At 39.3% G+C, this 16,595-nt stretch carries 15 protein-coding genes; 6 read left to right on the top strand and 9 right to left on the bottom strand.

The genetic code is table 11. The features are described 5' to 3' along the window. Nucleotides 1-8: 8 nt before the first annotated feature. The gene (locus tag ACZ1GV_RS04855; protein ID WP_472675482.1) at nucleotides 9-1,040 is read right to left on the bottom strand and encodes a LacI family DNA-binding transcriptional regulator; all 1,032 of its coding nucleotides are present in this window, start codon (nucleotides 1,038-1,040) and stop codon (nucleotides 9-11) included. A 41-nt stretch (nucleotides 1,041-1,081) separates the two neighbouring features. Beyond that, a complete protein-coding gene (gene gtfA / locus ACZ1GV_RS04850) occupies nucleotides 1,082-2,569 on the bottom strand; it encodes a sucrose phosphorylase (protein WP_472675481.1) in 1,488 nt (495 codons plus the stop codon). A gap of 210 nt (nucleotides 2,570-2,779) precedes the next feature. Between gtfA and ACZ1GV_RS04845 the strand changes: the two genes are divergently transcribed. The 3 genes from ACZ1GV_RS04845 (at nucleotide 2,780) to ACZ1GV_RS04835 (ending at nucleotide 7,576) form a co-directional block, all read left to right on the top strand. Beyond that, a complete protein-coding gene (locus ACZ1GV_RS04845; protein WP_472675480.1) occupies nucleotides 2,780-4,009 on the top strand; it encodes an MFS transporter in 1,230 nt (409 codons plus the stop codon). A 154-nt stretch (nucleotides 4,010-4,163) separates the two neighbouring features. Continuing rightward, nucleotides 4,164-6,569 carry a TonB-dependent receptor domain-containing protein gene (locus tag ACZ1GV_RS04840; RefSeq protein WP_472675479.1) on the top strand — a complete coding sequence of 802 codons (2,406 nt, stop codon included), beginning with the start codon at nucleotides 4,164-4,166 and terminating at the stop codon, nucleotides 6,567-6,569. Nucleotides 6,570-6,628: 59 nt separating this feature from the next. Beyond that, entirely contained in the window at nucleotides 6,629-7,576 is a 948-nt protein-coding gene (locus ACZ1GV_RS04835; protein WP_472675478.1) for a carbohydrate kinase family protein, read from the top strand. A gap of 60 nt (nucleotides 7,577-7,636) precedes the next feature. Here the strand turns inward: ACZ1GV_RS04835 and ACZ1GV_RS04830 are convergent, their stop codons facing one another. Together ACZ1GV_RS04830 and ACZ1GV_RS04825 are read right to left on the bottom strand one after the other, a co-directional pair. Then, nucleotides 7,637-8,860: an ABC transporter permease gene (locus ACZ1GV_RS04830; RefSeq protein WP_472675477.1), complete on the bottom strand. Its 1,224-nt coding sequence runs from the start codon at nucleotides 8,858-8,860 to the stop codon at nucleotides 7,637-7,639. Further along, nucleotides 8,857-9,828 carry an ABC transporter ATP-binding protein gene (locus tag ACZ1GV_RS04825; protein ID WP_472675476.1) on the bottom strand — a complete coding sequence of 324 codons (972 nt, stop codon included), beginning with the start codon at nucleotides 9,826-9,828 and terminating at the stop codon, nucleotides 8,857-8,859. The genes ACZ1GV_RS04830 and ACZ1GV_RS04825 overlap by 4 nt, the downstream gene beginning before the upstream one ends. 357 nt (nucleotides 9,829-10,185) lie before the next feature. Here ACZ1GV_RS04825 and ACZ1GV_RS04820 point away from each other — a divergent pair, with 357 nt between their 5' ends. The 3 genes from ACZ1GV_RS04820 to arsJ all read left to right on the top strand — a co-directional run bounded on the left by ACZ1GV_RS04820 (nucleotide 10,186) and on the right by arsJ (nucleotide 12,929). Next, complete coding sequence (locus ACZ1GV_RS04820; protein ID WP_472675475.1) at nucleotides 10,186-10,545, top strand: metalloregulator ArsR/SmtB family transcription factor; 360 nt, start codon at nucleotides 10,186-10,188, stop codon at nucleotides 10,543-10,545. A 114-nt stretch (nucleotides 10,546-10,659) separates the two neighbouring features. Beyond that, nucleotides 10,660-11,670, top strand: a complete 1,011-nt coding sequence (locus tag ACZ1GV_RS04815) for an ArsJ-associated glyceraldehyde-3-phosphate dehydrogenase (RefSeq protein ID WP_472675474.1) — start codon at nucleotides 10,660-10,662, stop codon at nucleotides 11,668-11,670. Between the two features lie 38 nt (nucleotides 11,671-11,708). Continuing rightward, a complete protein-coding gene (gene arsJ, locus ACZ1GV_RS04810; RefSeq protein ID WP_472675473.1) occupies nucleotides 11,709-12,929 on the top strand; it encodes an organoarsenical effux MFS transporter ArsJ in 1,221 nt (406 codons plus the stop codon). On the opposite strand, the gene ACZ1GV_RS04805 is transcribed toward arsJ, so the two are convergent. The 5 genes from ACZ1GV_RS04805 to ACZ1GV_RS04785 all read right to left on the bottom strand — a co-directional run bounded on the left by ACZ1GV_RS04805 (nucleotide 12,916) and on the right by ACZ1GV_RS04785 (nucleotide 16,561). Beyond that, nucleotides 12,916-13,251, bottom strand: a complete 336-nt coding sequence (locus tag ACZ1GV_RS04805) for a zinc ribbon domain-containing protein YjdM (RefSeq protein WP_472675472.1) — start codon at nucleotides 13,249-13,251, stop codon at nucleotides 12,916-12,918. The genes arsJ and ACZ1GV_RS04805 overlap by 14 nt on opposite strands. Before the next feature lie 61 nt (nucleotides 13,252-13,312). Next, nucleotides 13,313-14,410 (bottom strand): serine hydrolase domain-containing protein, encoded by a 1,098-nt coding sequence (locus ACZ1GV_RS04800; RefSeq protein WP_472675471.1) that lies wholly within the window; start codon nucleotides 14,408-14,410, stop codon nucleotides 13,313-13,315. A 75-nt stretch (nucleotides 14,411-14,485) separates the two neighbouring features. Further along, entirely contained in the window at nucleotides 14,486-15,271 is a 786-nt protein-coding gene (locus ACZ1GV_RS04795) for a phytanoyl-CoA dioxygenase family protein (protein WP_472675470.1), read from the bottom strand. A 61-nt stretch (nucleotides 15,272-15,332) separates the two neighbouring features. Next, nucleotides 15,333-15,581, bottom strand: coding sequence for a DUF3297 family protein (locus ACZ1GV_RS04790; protein WP_210559738.1), 249 nt, complete (start codon nucleotides 15,579-15,581; stop codon nucleotides 15,333-15,335). 173 nt (nucleotides 15,582-15,754) lie between these two features. Then, a complete protein-coding gene (locus ACZ1GV_RS04785; protein WP_472675469.1) occupies nucleotides 15,755-16,561 on the bottom strand; it encodes a sulfite exporter TauE/SafE family protein in 807 nt (268 codons plus the stop codon). Nucleotides 16,562-16,595 lie beyond the last annotated feature (34 nt).

Genomic DNA, 16,595 nt, shown 5'->3' with positions numbered 1-16,595 from the left:
AAACAATATCAACAACTTTTACGTTTTTCTAGCTCGTAAGGAATGACCACTCTATCGGTTGCACGAGCTATGAATAACTCTGCTGCACTGCTGCCTTTTTCTTCATTATTCTGGTGTACCGTGCTTAATGGTGGATTTGAACGAGAAGCCTCATAAATACCGTCAAAACCAACAATACGAATATCTTCCGGGATTTTAAGCCCCATGGAATGTATTTCTTCAAGGGCGGCCAATGCTATTAAATCACTCATACACAACAACACGTTGGGTCTTGGTACAGAGGTAAGCGCTTCTCTAGCAGCAATTAACGCATAATGGTTGTTACTTTCCGGTATATTCCAAATTCGATCCGATCTGAGTATAACGCCGCACTCATCAATAGCGCGGTGATAACCTTTTAAACGCTCATGAGCAATCGAACCATCATAGTCAAAGTTTGCGAAGTTATAAACACGACAAGTTAAATTGGCGTCTAATAATCGCAACCCCAGTATCGCAACATCATCATCTTTCGATTTCAGCGCGAGCATTGCAATATCATAGGCAGCTTGTTCATTGTCAATCCCAACCGATGCTTTTCTATCTATATCAAAATCTGCAGTTACGACTTTTTTTGAGGTGACTTTTAACTGTTCTACCAATTTGGTATTGCGTGGACGACCATAACAAATAAAGCCATCCACAAAATCAGAGACCTCATTAATACTTTTTGATGCTCCGGAAAATAGCAATAAATTTATACTGTGCTTTTCGAGTACCGATGCAACACCTTTAACAAACTTGCTAGCCACAGGGTCTGAAATCATATATTCAACACTGTCAGGTAAAACTAACGCTACTATATTCGAGCGCCCACTTCGTAATGATTGTGCAGCCTTGTTTGGCCCGGAGTAACCTAGCTTTTTACATGAAGCTAATATTTCTTCACGACGCTTCTTCGATAATTGATCAGGTCGGTTAAACGCATTTGAAACTGTCGCGTTTGAAACGCCAAGCTCTTTCGCAATACTTTTTAATGTCCATACTTTTTGTTCAGCCATTACTACGTTTTACCTTACCTGATCATAATTTTATAGTTTGATTAGTGGCCTAATAAGCTTTCTAAGCGAACTAACTTCGTATCTCTAGTACCCTGAGCATCAAACTGTTCTGTTTCAATCGATGCCGCCCGAGCCTCTAGGTCGACAAGCAAGGTCGCCCTGTTTGCCTCATCATGCCATACCATTTTTAGCGTTGGACCATTTGATTCAATTGAAAAGTCCCCGTTAAAAGCTTCATTGTTGTTTCGAATTGAAATCAGCTCAACCATAGCTCGGGTAAATGGTTTTTCTAACGCTTGCTCAATATGTGCGACATCCAAATAAGGTCGGTTAATATCACGACCTACATTTGTTCTCGCAAGCAATTCCAAATCATTCGTTTCGGCGAACAAACCAGCATAATAAACTTGAGGTGTGCCCGGCGCAAAAAATTGAATAGCCCTAGCAACCAAATAGTCAAAGTCATTTTTAGCCAACGCATCGTAATAGGTACAATTGACCTGATATAAGTCAACATTACTTGCTGCAGCACCCGTTGCTAATTTACTCTCACCTGAGCTGTTTTTATGGATGGTTTCAACCAAATTATCAATTTCAATGTTAGTCAAAAGACCTGCTTTTCCATCCATTGGCCCTACATCAATGATACCGATACCGTCGTGAGTATCCAGCACTGTTATGCAATTTTTAGGTGAAATAGATAACCACTTATTAAGTGCCGAAAAGTCTTTACTAAACAAACTATGCAAAACAAGTGGAGGTAGCGCGAAATCATAGACTTTGTCGACTCGCTTCGCAATTTCTATTTGTGTTTGATAATAAGAGTGAATTTCCACCAACGTTTCGATACCAAGCTTATTTGCTTGTTTAGATAGTTGGTCAATAAATTCAAAGGTATCATCTAACATAAAGCAACTCGTCCCCGCTTTCTTAATAGCGTAACCAGCTGCATCTAAACGAATAATTTTTATCTTGTTGTCAGCAAACGTCTGTAAAATTTTGGCCAAATATTGCTGCCCAATAGGTGAAGTAACATCAATATCGATTTGGTTATCTGTAAATGTGGTCCAAAACAATTCATCTTCATCGTTAGGCAATTCGAATTTTGTAAAACAACTTCCAGGTCTTGGACGATAAATTTTCGCCTTATCAGATTCATTCAACCCATTTGGAAAGACTTTATCTTTAGTTAAGAACAAATCCCAATATGGAGACGACTTTCCGTTTTTTAAAACATCTTTAAATTCCCGAGACTGAGCTGACATATGATTAACAATTAAATCGGCCATTAACTCAGACTTTTGGCCTAACTTCTTAACGTCTTGCCAATTGCCTAAACGACTATCTACTTGAGTGTGGTCGATAGGATCAAACCCTGCGTCACTGCCATCTATCGGATAATAAAACGGTAGTAAATGCACCCCAGAAAATAAATTAACCAATTGATTATTCAAAAGACTAGTGAGTGATTCAACACCAGAGCCGGTAATCCTGTCTACATATGTTATGAGCTGAACATTATTTTTCATAATTTAACCATAAAGTTTGAATTGCGTCTTAATCGATTAAGTTGTATGTTATATACAATGCAACTTTTATCAAGAATATTTTATATATTTTGAGATATTGAAGTTGCTTTACATAAACTAGACTAAAAATATAAAGCCCGCCGGATTAGTTAATTAATAACTGACAGAGATGGGCAACGTTAATATCAAATAATCAACACGGACAAACTTATGAACCAAACTAAAGGCTTAACAGCAGGTCTGGCGTCGCCGAGTGATACTGTGGTAACACAAATAAAAATACTTACCTATATGATGTTTTTTGTGTTTGCTATGACATCTGACGCTGTTGGCGTAATCATTCCTGAACTCATTAAAACCTATGAACTAAGCTTATCCCAAGCAAGTGCCTTCCATTATATCCCAATGATATTTATAGCTATTAGTGGACTTTTTTTGGGATTTCTTGCCGACAAATGGGGCCGAAAAGCAACTATAGTTAGCGGACTATTATTATTTTCTGTTGCCTGCTTTTTGTTTTCAATTGGTAGTTCCTTCTACTATTTCTTATCGCTTTTAGCTCTGATTGGTATTGCGATAGGCTTGTTTAAAACGGGTGCGATTGCATTAATTGGCGATATTTCAGCAAACCACAAAGAGCATACTTCAACAATGAATACGGTTGAGGGCTACTTCGGTGTCGGCGCTATGGTTGGCCCAGCGATAGTTAGCTACTTACTGATCAGTGGTATGTCTTGGAAATATTTATACATATGCGCTGGTGTAATTTGCGCCCTACTCTGTTTGGCTGCATTAAGAACTAAATACCCAATAACGCAAAAAAGCGCAGAAGGAAAGATAAACCTCAAACGCTCAATGAAACTAATTAAAGACCCTTATGCGTTAGGCTTTTCTCTCGCTATTGCCCTCTACGTCGCAACCGAGGTGGCGATTTATGTTTGGATGCCAACGCTTTTAGCAGATTACACAGGCTCACTAGTTTGGTTGTCAACTTACGCACTAACAATATTTTTTGCATTAAGAGCCGGTGGGCGCTTTTTAGGTGCATGGATGTTAAAACATTTTAAATGGCAACATGTCATGTTTTGGTTCTCTCTTGCTGTGTTCTTATGCTATCTCGGCACTGCAATTTGGGGCGTCGAACTCGCTGTAATTTTACTCCCTTTGTCTGGCTTATTCATGTCGATGATTTACCCTACGCTTAATTCAAAAGGCATTAGTTGCTTTCCAGCGGCAAAACACGGCGCTGTTGCTGGTGTAATATTGTTCTTTACCGCAGTCTCTGCTGCTCTTGCACCACTACTAATGGGTATTGTGAGTGACATTATGGGTCACGTTTCCTATGGCTTTTATTTAGCAACGGGATTTGCTGCGTTGCTCGTTTTTGCTGCAATTTACAACTTAATATTTGATCCAATAAAGAATAAAACAGCTGTTTAAACAACAAGATAAAAAAATACTTGCAATGGCTAATTTTTGCACCAATAATATTCTTAATCGATTAAGTTAATCGCTTATTTAATTTTTAATAACAATATAACTATAAATAGTCTACAAATAGACAATCAAATACTCTTAAGTAAAGGGGAAAGAAATGAAACAGGTTTCTTACAAAAAATTTATGTTGAGCACACTTGCTCTTGCTGTATGTTCAAATTTATATGCTGCTGAGGACACTGACTCATCGGCAGAAAAAGCTGAAAAGAAAGGTTTGGACTTCGAACGTATCATGGTCACAGGTGTACCACGAAAAACCACGGTTATGTCCTCAACCGTTTCTGTAAGTAGTTTCTCCAATGAACAAATTGAAGTAACTACCCCGCGAAGCACTGCAGAAGCATTTAGAGCTATTCCTGGTATTCGCTCAGAATCTACTGGTGGTGACGGCAATGCCAACATCGCGGTTCGCGGTTTACCGGTTGCATCAGGTGGTGCAAAGTTCTTACAACTTCAAGAAGATGGTTTGCCAATCATGCAATTCGGTGATGTTGCATTTGGTAACGCTGACATTTTCCTTAGACTCGACAGTACAATGAAAAGTGTTGAATCAATTCGTGGTGGTTCAGCGTCAACTCTTGCAAGTAATGCCCCAGGCGGAATTATCAATATCATAAGTAAAACAGGTCAGGATGAAGGTGGCAGCGTTTCAACGACCTTTGGCTTAGATTACGACAGCCTTCGAACTGACTTCGAGTACGGTGGTGAAATTAGCGATTCCCTGTACTTTCATGTTGGCGGCTTTTTACGCCAAGGAGAAGGTCCTCGAGATCCTGGCTATACTGCAAACAAAGGCGGTCAAATAAAAGCCAATTTAACAAAAGAGTTTAGTAAGGGTTATGTTCGCCTTTATTACAAACACTTAGATGATAATACAATTGGTTATTTACCGATGCCAATGAAATCAAATGGCGACTCCTTACCGGGCTTCGATTCAAATTCAGATACGCCTCATTCAGCCTACTTCTTATCTACTTTATCTTTGGGTGCCGATGGTCAAATTAGACGTGGCGACATGCGTAGCGGAATGAGCCCTTTAGTTGACTCAATAGGTTTTGAAGCGGCTTTTGACTTAGATAATGACTGGTCCGTTGAAAATCGATTTAGAAAGTCAAATGTGTCAGGTGGCTTCCTATCTCCATTTCCAGCTGAGGTTGGTGATTCTTCAGCTATTGCGGAAAGCATTGCGGGTCCAGGTGCAACTTTAAGTTATGCAAACGGTCCTTCTGCTGGAGAGGCATTCGGTGACAGCAACCTAATGAGAATCCACACTTTTGATGTTGAAATGAATAATTTCGATTCTTACGTTAATGACTTTAAATTAACAAAAACTATCGACGATACCAACATTACCTTCGGTTACTATAAAGCACTACAAAACATCAGTATGTCGTGGTTATGGAATTCATATTTGATGGAACTCAAAGGCGATAACGCGGCATTAGTCAATGTTGCAGCTGCTGACGGTACCAGTTATTCAGATAATGGCCTATATGCTTACGGCACTCCATTTTGGGGCAACTGTTGTCAACGAAACTATGATACCGAATATGATATTAGTGCGCCTTACGTTGCTATTTCGTCACAGTTTGATGATTTAACCATAGATTTCAGTTTGCGACGAGATAGTGGTACTGCGACAGGCTTTTACGCCGGCGCAGTTGTGTCAACGGTAGATATGAACCGAGATGGCGTAATATCAGTGCCAGAACAGAATGTAGCTTCGATTGATAATGCAAATTATTCGCCGGTTAATTACGATTGGAGTTATACGTCTTACTCAATTGGTGCTAACTATAAAATTGATGACAACTTGGCTATTTTTGCCAGTAACAGTCGAGGCGGCAGAGCGAATGCTGATCGTTTAGCATTTGGTAAAATAAACCCAGACGGCTCAGTAGCAAAACAGGACGCGGTAGACGAAGTTGATCAATTTGAGCTAGGTGTTAGATATCGCCAAGATACACTGTCATTATTTGCAACTTTATTCCGTGCAGAAACGGAAGAGCAAAATTTTGAAGCAACAAGCCAAAGGTTTTTCGACCGCAAATACGAAGCAACAGGTATTGAGTTTGAAGGCGCGTATTACATTAATGATTGGGATATTAAAGGTAATATTACTTGGACAGATGCTGAAATAGCAGCAGACGCCATTAATCCAGACTTAGTTGGCAATACGCCTAGACGTCAAGCTGATTTCGTTTATACATTAATGACTCGCTATAACTTTGAACAAGGTACGGCTGGCGTTAGTTTAATTGGTACAACTGACGCGTATGCACAAGACAACTTAGATCTTAAGTTTGACGGCTATACTCAAGTAAACTTGTTTGCTCAGTATTACCTATCTGAGACATTTAGTGTGTCGTTAAATGTAAACAATTTGTTTGATACAGTTGGTATTACAGAAGCAGAAGAAGCGACTGTACCGGCAAACGACATTATTAGAGCTAGAACAATAAATGGTCGCACAAGCAGCGTATCATTTAAATACGAGTTCTAATTTACAATTGCTAAACATTAAATAAGCCCATTTATGGGCTTTTTTTTAAAGGAAATTCTATGCTTGCACTATTAAGCTACGGCGAAGTGTTAATTGACTTCTTGCCTTTGAACACTCAACCAATAAGCTATGCTCCGCTTGCCGGAGGCGCACCAGCAAACGTTGCAGTTGCTTATTCAAAGCTTGGCGGCGATAGTTATTTTGCCGGTGGCCTTAGCTCAGATCACTTTGGGCAAGTACTGTTAAATGAATTGCAAAGTAATGGTGTAAATACATCTAACTCTGCAATTATAGATAATACAAACACGGCTATTGTGTTGGTCAATTTAGACTCGGACGGTGAACGCTCGTTTAACTTTTATCGAAACAACACGGCCGATACTTTATATAATCAAAGTCACATTGCGTCTATTGATTGGTCGAATATCGGTATTTTCCACTTGTGTTCTAACACCATGACCACGGATGATATGCATGAATCAACAATGCTAACGCTTTCTAATGCAAAGGAAAATAATGTCTTAGTAAGCTTTGATGTTAACTTGCGACATCAACTATGGCCGGATTTATCGCTTCTGCCAAAACGAATAGAGGCAGGCATAAAGTATTCCGACATAGTCAAAATGAGCAGAGACGAAGCTTTATACTTAGCCAAGCAGAACAATTTAGAATTAGATGAGTATTTACAGGTTATTTTGTCCTTTGACGTAAAAGTTATTGTAATAACTGATGGTGCGGAGGCCGTACAAGTACTAACTCAGAACTTTACCACTACAGTGGCGGTGCCCAATATTACGGCAGTAGACACAACTGGAGCCGGAGATAGCTTTATCGCTGGATTTCTTTTTTATTTAGCGGAACATTTAAAGCAAGGTGAGTCCATTATCCAAGCAATAGCAGATAAAAGTTATATTATAAATGCCATTCACTTTGCGTCGAAATGTGGTGCATATACCTGCCAAACAAAAGGCGCTTTTGCGGCAATGCCGTTATTTGAGCAACTTTAAATGAGCACTTAACCCCTAGCAGTATAAGACTAGGGGTTAATATTCAGTTTTTAGTGTAAATCACAATATTGCTTTGAACATTTCTTTAAAGCTAGGCTCTTTGCCATACATGTTCATGCCCATTTTAAATACTCGTGCGGCAAACACTCGTAAATAATAAAAACATGCAATGCTTATGATTAACGATAATATTGGCTCCCAAACTGGTAAATCAACCAACGACATTCGCACAGGCATTGCTGCAAATGCTGTAACTGGTAAATAGCTCATAATTATTGTTAGTAGGCTATTTGGTGCATCCATTAAGAAATACGCTATCACAATAGGTGCAACAGGGAGCATCATCAAACCACTTTTACCGCTATGATTCGGATCATCAATAGCCGCAGCTATTGCAGCCATGAAAGCAGCAGAAATCGCTAACCCTGATATCGCAAACGCAAAAAACCAAGGTAGTAATGACCAATTCACAAAGTTTAAGTCCAGACTTTGTTGTTTAATAACGACAGTGAAAAACAACATCGAAAGCACGATAGACAATAGCGTGCCAATCATCGTCTTAATAGCTAATAAAATTTGTCCGGTAAGCTTACCATCAATCCAAGTTTGAGGCGTCATTGTTGCCATTAACTGCTCTGTTACGCGATTTTGTTTTTCACCAGTGATACTTACAAACAGCTGACCAAACATTCCAAACATGCCTATAAACAATAAAATCAGGACTCCAAAGGCTGTCAAACTCTGACTTTTATCAGCTTGGTTTTTTATAACATCATCAAGGATTTGCTGTTCAACAATTATTTGTTTACTTAACCCTTGCTTCTGAACATCCGTTAATTGCAATTGCTTAAACTTTTCCTGTTGTAATTTAGATGTTACCTGCATTGTAAGTTGTGTCTGCCACGTCTCTTTTTCGACACTAATTAAAGTGACCGTTCCAGCGTCAAACTTGAGTACCGCATCAAACTCACTGTCATCACCCAGACCATCTATAACCTTGTCGATATTTGCAACTTGGACAAAATTAAACGGCGTCGTTAAATCCCCTCTTTCGGTGCCTGTGTCACTAGTTTGTTCTAAACCTAACGAAAAGGTTTGATTAGTCGCTATGGTGTAACTTTGTTCGAGCTGTTGATTATTCATCACAAAAATATAAATAACGACGCCTACCGCCAGCATGATTAACTTTGAGATAATTTCTTGCTTAAGTTTGAAAAAATGCATGAACTCCCACTTTGCTACTGTCCATACCTGTGTTGCCGTGAGTGACTTTTGAGTGCTCATGCTTTTTCCCCCGCAACTATCTTCGCTTCTGATAGAGTCTCAGATTTGGCAAAACTAGAGTTATGCGATTCAACCGCATTTAAATAAATCGTATGTAACGATTGAGCTTGATTTTTTAACTCTACAATTTCACCCAAGGAAACGAGTGACGGAAGCAGTTCGTTTAATGTTTGGTCATTTTTTAATTTGATTTTAATTTGGTTTGACTTTATTGGCTCAACAACATAGTTTTTTTCAAGCGCCGTTAACGCTCCGATCGGTTTGTCATTGCGATAACGAACATGAATAACGCTTTCCTGTTTTGCTAACAGTACTTCTTCTAAGTTGCCGTAAATAACACTTCGTCCCTGATTTAACAGGAGCACTCGGTCAGCCAATTTCTCAACCATCGCCATTTGATGAGCGCTTAAAATAACCGTCATGCCCTTTTGTTTCAATTCCGCTAAGAACTTTACAACTAATTCTTGATTTATTGGATCAAGTCCGGAAAACGGCTCGTCTAATATCACCCACTTAGGCTCATGTAACACTGCCGATATAAGCTGGACCTTTTGTTGATTGCCTTTTGACAATGACTTCAGCTGCTCATCGATACGATCAGACAAGTTAAATCTAGCTAACCAATGGTTGCAGCGAACGTCAAAGTCCTTGGCAGTAACCCCATGTAATGTTGCGAAAAATGCCAAATTTTGCCTTACCGTTTTCTCCGGATACAAACCTCGATCTTCTGGCAAATAACCAAGTAAATGCGCAGGTATCGAGTTGTATTGATCATTACCATCGGATAAATGAATAGTACCCGCATCTGGCTGAGTAAAACCCACTAGCATTTTTACTAAAGACGATTTGCCGGCTCCATTAGGGCCCAACAACGCAAACACCTCACCAGGTTCAACAGTAAATGACAAACCATTAACGGCTATTAAACTATGGTAATGCTTTTCCAACTGACTCACTTTTAATGACATTACATATCTCTTTTTTGTTATTTATTCTAAATGATGTTGGCGTTTTATTATCAGGTCTGCCATTACTCAACGACCGGATAACAAGGCTCACCTCAAACGGCTGAAAAAACTCATTGCCCTGTGCACTCTCAGCCCTAAGTTTGAAGAATAGTGCTTACGATCCGCCCGTTGGTGCTCTTTAATATTGAGACAAGTCGTTACACACATTTAACATTCCTTGTCTAATCGAGGCTAATTTACCAACATCATAGTTACCGATAACACATTAATAGTAAACTAAAAAAATTTAGGATTGCGTTCTGTAAATAACCGAACTAACATATAACAAATATCATATATAACAAATTAATTATATACATGAAAAATAATTCTCCCGTTACTTTTTATAAAGCATTGGCCGACGAGACACGTTTAAAAACGCTATTACTTATTTTGCTTGAAAAAGAATTATGCGTTTGTGAATTGATGGTAGCGCTTGATGAAGAAAGTCAGCCTAAAATATCAAGACACCTAGCGCAATTAAGAAACGTTAACTTACTTTCTACGCGAAAAGAGCGTCAATGGGTGTTCTATTCGATAAACAAAGACCTCGATGACTGGATGCAACAAGTGCTTTTAACCACACTGAACAACAATGCTGTATTTGTTAAAACAGAACAAAAAAGGCTCGCATTAATGGGTGACAGACCAACACGAATTGAAACGTGCTGTGCCTAAAGTTCGGCACCTTAGATTAGATACTTCGTCTTAAATTACTTTTTTATTAGCTGTTTAAAAAACGGTTATAAACACACTTTATAAACTATCAATGAACAAATATTGGAGATAAATATGGCTATAAAAGTAGGTATTAATGGCTTTGGTCGTATGGGCCGCCTAACACTTCGCGCTGCATTCGGATGGCAAGATATTGAAGTCATTCATATTAACGATCCTGCCGGAGACGCAGAAACCTTAGCTCATTTATTAAAGTATGACTCCGTTCATGGTATTTGGCCAAACGAAGTAACGGCTAGTGACGGCGTTATCAAAATTGATGACCACGTTATTAACGTAACTCAAAATAAAACCATCTCGGATACGGACTGGTCTAAATGTGATTTAGTTATTGAAGCTTCTGGCAAAATGAAAACTAAAGCCCTGTTACAAAGCTATTTTGACCAAGGTGTTAAAAAGGTTGTAGTGACGGCTCCAGTAAAAGAAGACGGCGTACTGAATGTGGTGATGGGCGTCAATGATCACCTTTATTCAAGTGATGAATTTGATATCGTTACAGCCGCTTCGTGCACCACAAATTGTCTAGCGCCTGTAGTGAAAGTGTTACAAGACAAGATTGGTATCAAACATGGTTCAATGACAACAATTCATGACATCACCAATACCCAAACTATTTTAGATGCACCGCACAAAGACTTACGTAGAGCAAGAGCATGTGGCATGAGTTTAATCCCTACAACTACTGGCTCGGCAACTGCTATTACTCATATTTTTCCTGAATTAAAAGGTAAATTAAATGGTCACGCCGTGCGTGTTCCATTAGCAAACGCCTCGTTAACCGACTGTGTATTTGAAGTAGAGCGTGAAACCACCAGCGAAGAAATTAATGGTTGGATGAAAGAGGCTGCTGAAGGCGATTTAAAGGGCATCTTAGGTTACGAAGCAAAGCCGCTTGTATCGATAGATTACAAAACTGATCCTCGCTCAAGCATCGTTGACGCTCTGTCCACTATGGTTGTAAACAGTACTCAAGTTAAGCTTTATACATGGTACGACAACGAATGGGGTTACGCTAACCGAACGGCAGAGCTAGCATTAAAAGTCGCGCGTTCCATTAGTCAGTAAATCTGCTATTCCTGTAAAATTACTCGAGACATAAGTTTATGCAACGACTAGCCAATTTACCTTCCGAAATAAAACAGTACCTAGTAGTAACAGGCAACTACTGGGCGTTTACTCTGACCGACGGAGCATTAAGAATGCTCGTGATTTTGTATTTTCATCAGTTAGGATATACGCCATTAAGTATTGCCATGCTGTTTTTGTTTTATGAGGTATTTGGAGTTGTAACTAATTTAGTTGGCGGCTGGATTGGTGCAAAGCTCGGCTTAAATAAAACCATGAATATTGGTTTAGCCTTGCAAGTAGTTGCATTGCTTATGCTTGCCGTACCAAGTGGCTGGTTAACCGTGGCTTATGTTATGGCTGCCCAAGCGCTTTCTGGTATCGCCAAAGATCTCAATAAAATGAGCGCAAAAAGCTCTATTAAAATTTTAGTGGCACAAGGCCAAGAAGATACTTTGTTTAAGTGGGTTGCGATTCTAACAGGCTCTAAAAATGCGCTAAAAGGAATTGGCTTTTTCTTAGGAGGCGTATTGCTTACTACACTTGGCTTTAAAGGCTCAATGGTATTTATGGCTACCATATTAGCCTTGGTTTGGTTGTTCAGCATGATTGTGCTTAAAAAAGATTTAGGTAAGGCCAAAACAAAACCCAAATTCACCGACATATTTTCTAAAAGCCCGTCCATCAATATACTCTCTGCGGCACGCCTCTTTTTATTTGGTGCTAGAGATGTTTGGTTTGTCGTTGCCCTGCCAGTTTTTCTCTCACAAATTTTTAACTGGGATCACTGGCAAGTTGGCGGATTCTTAGCGTTGTGGGTAATTGGCTACGGCATAGTTCAATCATTTGCACCTAAACTCATAAAAACCAACAAACCATTATCGCCAGCACAACAAACGGTAAAGTGGGCTTCTCTTTTAGCTGTTTCACCGCTGGCTATCGCTCTGGCCTTGCACTTTGGTTGGTGGATTGAAGTGTCTTTAATCGTTGGTTTGCTAATTTTTGGGGTTCTGTTTGCCATTAACTCGTCACTGCATAGCTATCTGATTGTTAGCATGGCCGATGCGGATGGTGTGTCGCTCGATGTTGGTTTTTACTATATGGCTAATGCGTTAGGCCGATTACTCGGAACCGTTTTATCCGGCTTTGTGTACCAACAATATGGCCTAGAATACTGCTTAATTATATCATTTGTGTTTATCGCGTTGACTGCCTTAATTTCAATTAAGCTGCCTAACGACGTGGCTAGGCCCGCTTAACAAACTTTGCTGTCACCATCATTTCCCCAATACCATCAACTTTACAATCAAGTTGGTGGTCTTTACCGTCCACAATTCGGCGAACTATGGCTTTAGTGCCGACTTTTATCACTTGAGAACTGCCTTTTATTTTCAAGTCTTTCGCCACCGTTACTTTGTCACCTTCATTTAGTAACGTGCCGTTGGCATCTTTAACAACAATTTTTTCTTCAGCGGCTAACTCAACTGGGTTCCACTCATAACTACATTCAGGACACACAAGGTGTTGCTGGTCTTGATATACAAATTCAGACTTACAGCTTGGGCAAGGAGGAAGCGACATTTTATTCCTTTATAAATTTTGGCTTTGCCTAGGTTTAAACTTAAATTCTAAAAGTTGGTTTTCAGTTTTCAGACTTTGCCTGGTTCTTTAGTATTTTGACAATTCGGTTGATGGTAATTTCAGACAAATTCCACTCGTAACCTTCAAAATCCGTCGTATTTATAAACTGCACAACAACCGTATCTATATCTTTGTGGTATTCCGCATAACTTTGATAGCCGATCACAAGTCCACCATGTTCATAAACATATAGTTGGTCGTATAGTTCTCTTTCACCATCTTCAAACACAGAGCCGTCATTTAATGCTCGAAGAAAAATACCAACATCTTCAGCCGTTGCCATCATGCCATAGTCATGGGCTTTTTGGTCTTCTTCATAACCAACGTAGTAGCCACTCATCACATCATCTAAATTAACATCATTAATAGAACCATAAGTATTTTGAAGTCCTAAAGGCTGTATGATCCTTTCTACTATAAACTGATAATGATCGTAGCCTACCGTTTGCTCGATTATTTTACGTAGTAATAAATAGTTAGTATTCGAGTATTCATAACCTTCATTTGGCGCAAAACTCGCTGGTAAGTCTAGTGCAAATTGTAAACTTTCATCGGTGGAATGAGGGTGATCAAGCCAAAACTCAGGATTGTTTGTAAAATTAGGAATGCCACTTCGATGCTGTGCCATCATTTTAATCGTGATGGATTCTAGATTTTCAATTCGACCTACTAATTCAGGAAAATACTCGGATACAGGCGTATCAATAGATAGGCGACCTTCATTCGCAAGCTTTGCAATAGAAACCGCTACGTAAAGCTTACTGATACTGGCAATCTTAAAAAGTGATTTGGGATCAGCTGGGATTTTGTTGGCTCTATCTTTCCAGCCTCCCGTATAATACTTGGCGGGCTCAGTGCCCTTTTGAACATAAACAATCATGCCATCGAAGCCATGCCCTATTGCTTCATCAACTTGTGCTTGAACTGTGTTTGGTAGCGGTAACAGCCAGGCATAAACTAATATCCACGGCACAAAAAACAGCGAAATTACGGTCCCAAATAATAGGCTCAACCTAATGATTAGCAGAGTTGCGGGTGCAGCAGTTTTAGTTTTGTTTTGAGCTTTTGTTGAAGCCGAAATTGATGATGAACTTTCCATAGCGTAACCAAATTAAGTTTTTCTAAGAAGTATTAAGGCAAATACTATAAACATCTTTTAAGCCTGATGTAATGCCTATCTACCAAACTTTTTTAGCTTTAGTGTGTTTACAAAAATTTCTGGGTTGGCAATTTTCGCTAACAAGGTTTCATTTGGCAAACAGTCATCATCTACGTAATCAATAAAGTCTGCTGACGAGTCAAATACAAGAATATCTAAGGCAAGTCTGTCTAACCCATATATACCGCGATGGATCATATCAGCAGAAAATACCAACAAGTCTCCAGCCGCTAAGGGGATTTTTTTGCCTAAAGGTAAGTCATCATGGCTTTGATGACCATTGAGCTCTTCTCTAACATTTAACTCTAACTCATTGTCCCAGCGCGCATGGCTGCCAGGTACTAACTCCATGCCCAGCTCATCAAACAAAGGAACTCTAAAATGCACAACTTGGGTTTCTTGTATGACCTTTTGTTGACCCTCTAAATCATGATCATACTGACAATCTCGATGCCAGAAGTCTTTTTGTTCGGGCCTTACAGGGTTAAAAAACAACTGAGTGTTCATAAACGCCGGTTTTTTTTCAATAACCGTATTAACCACCTGCATAAGCTTGGAACAACTAATGAAGTTAAATAGAACAACACGCTCATTGCTAGCCAAATACTGGCTACCAGTAATAAGAGATGAGTTAAACGCTTCTTCGTTATAAAACGTTTCGTTATCAAGTTTCCAACGGTCGTGGAATTTTAAAACCACTTCCCTGAGTGAGGAAATTTCAGAGGCAGTAAAATAATTTCTTAAAACAAAGTAACCGTGTTCGTTATAGTCACGATTACACTGTAGTAACGTTTCTAACATTTACTTAAACTGCCTCTGTCTTTATCAACAATTAAGCTTTCTAAATTTGCACAATGCTCAATTATTTATAAAACGCTTCTACTGTACCTGTCTTTTTAATAAGCAATGGTTGGCCACGACGGTCAAGTGCCTTAGCAGATGCTACTTTTACCCAACCTTCACTAATACAATACTCTTCAACGTCATTGCGCTCTTTGCCATTTAAAGTAATGCCAATATGGTGCTCAATAATTTCAGCATTGTAATGTGGGCTACGAGGATTAATAGATAGATGATTTGGTAATTCAGGTAAATCAGTTTTGTCGTTCATAATATAAAATTCCGCTACTTGTCACATCAATTACAGGCATGACATAAAAAAAGTGCGCCATTGTAGTCAATACTCAACAATGGCTCAAGGTTTAGTCACTAACTGTAATTAAAAGTCGCTTATAACTGCCTTAGGCACTATCGCCAATATGCTTTTAAACTTCTTTAACCGAGTTAAATAAGCTCTTTTGATATTATGAAAATGGCAATAACAAGTGTAAAAAACGCAAAGAATTTTTGTAACCTTGCACCATCTAGCTTTTTCGCCAATTTTGTAGAAACGGCCATTCCTAATAAAGTTGCTACCAACATAAGAGGCAACAATGGCACTTCTAAAGGAATTCCAGCTTGTAGATCACCTATAAAACCAATTAGAGATTTGAGAGCAATAATAAATAGCGATGCACCAACGGCATTTTTTATTGGCATGCCTAAAAATAGTACCAATGCAGGAATAATTAAAAAGCCGCCTCCTGCGCCTAAAATGCCCGTGACAAATCCCACTACCGCGCCTTCAAACATTATTAAAGCGACTTTGGGTTGTTTAGGTTGATGACTGATATCGTCGCCCATAGACTCTGTTTTTCGATATGCCTTTAACAACATCATCACGGCGGACGCCAGCATTAACGTTGCAAAGAGCAACATGATGGCTGTGTTTTTCGATAATTCGAAGGGAGAGCTAATTAACGTATCAGGGATATTTGGCATTACAAATGCGCGAGTAAGATACACAGCAAGGATTGAAGGCGCTGCGAATAAGAGCGATGCTTTAATGTCAACAAGCCCATCTTTAAAGTAACGATATGCACCAAAAGCGGCGGTAGCACCAACTAATAATAAAGAATAGCCAGTGGCGATGTCAGGTGAAACCCCCATCAAATAAACGAGTATAGGCACTGTAAGGATGGAGCCGCCTCCACCTATGACACCTAAAATGATTCCCATGACCACGGCCATGAGATAACCGAGTACCATCATATTGTTCTCCTACCCAGTTAGTTTTAGACTATTC

The organism is Psychrosphaera sp. HA2-10, assembly GCF_055693745.1.
Note: the sequence above shows the minus strand (reverse complement) of the source record. Positions and strands in the feature narration are given on the sequence as shown.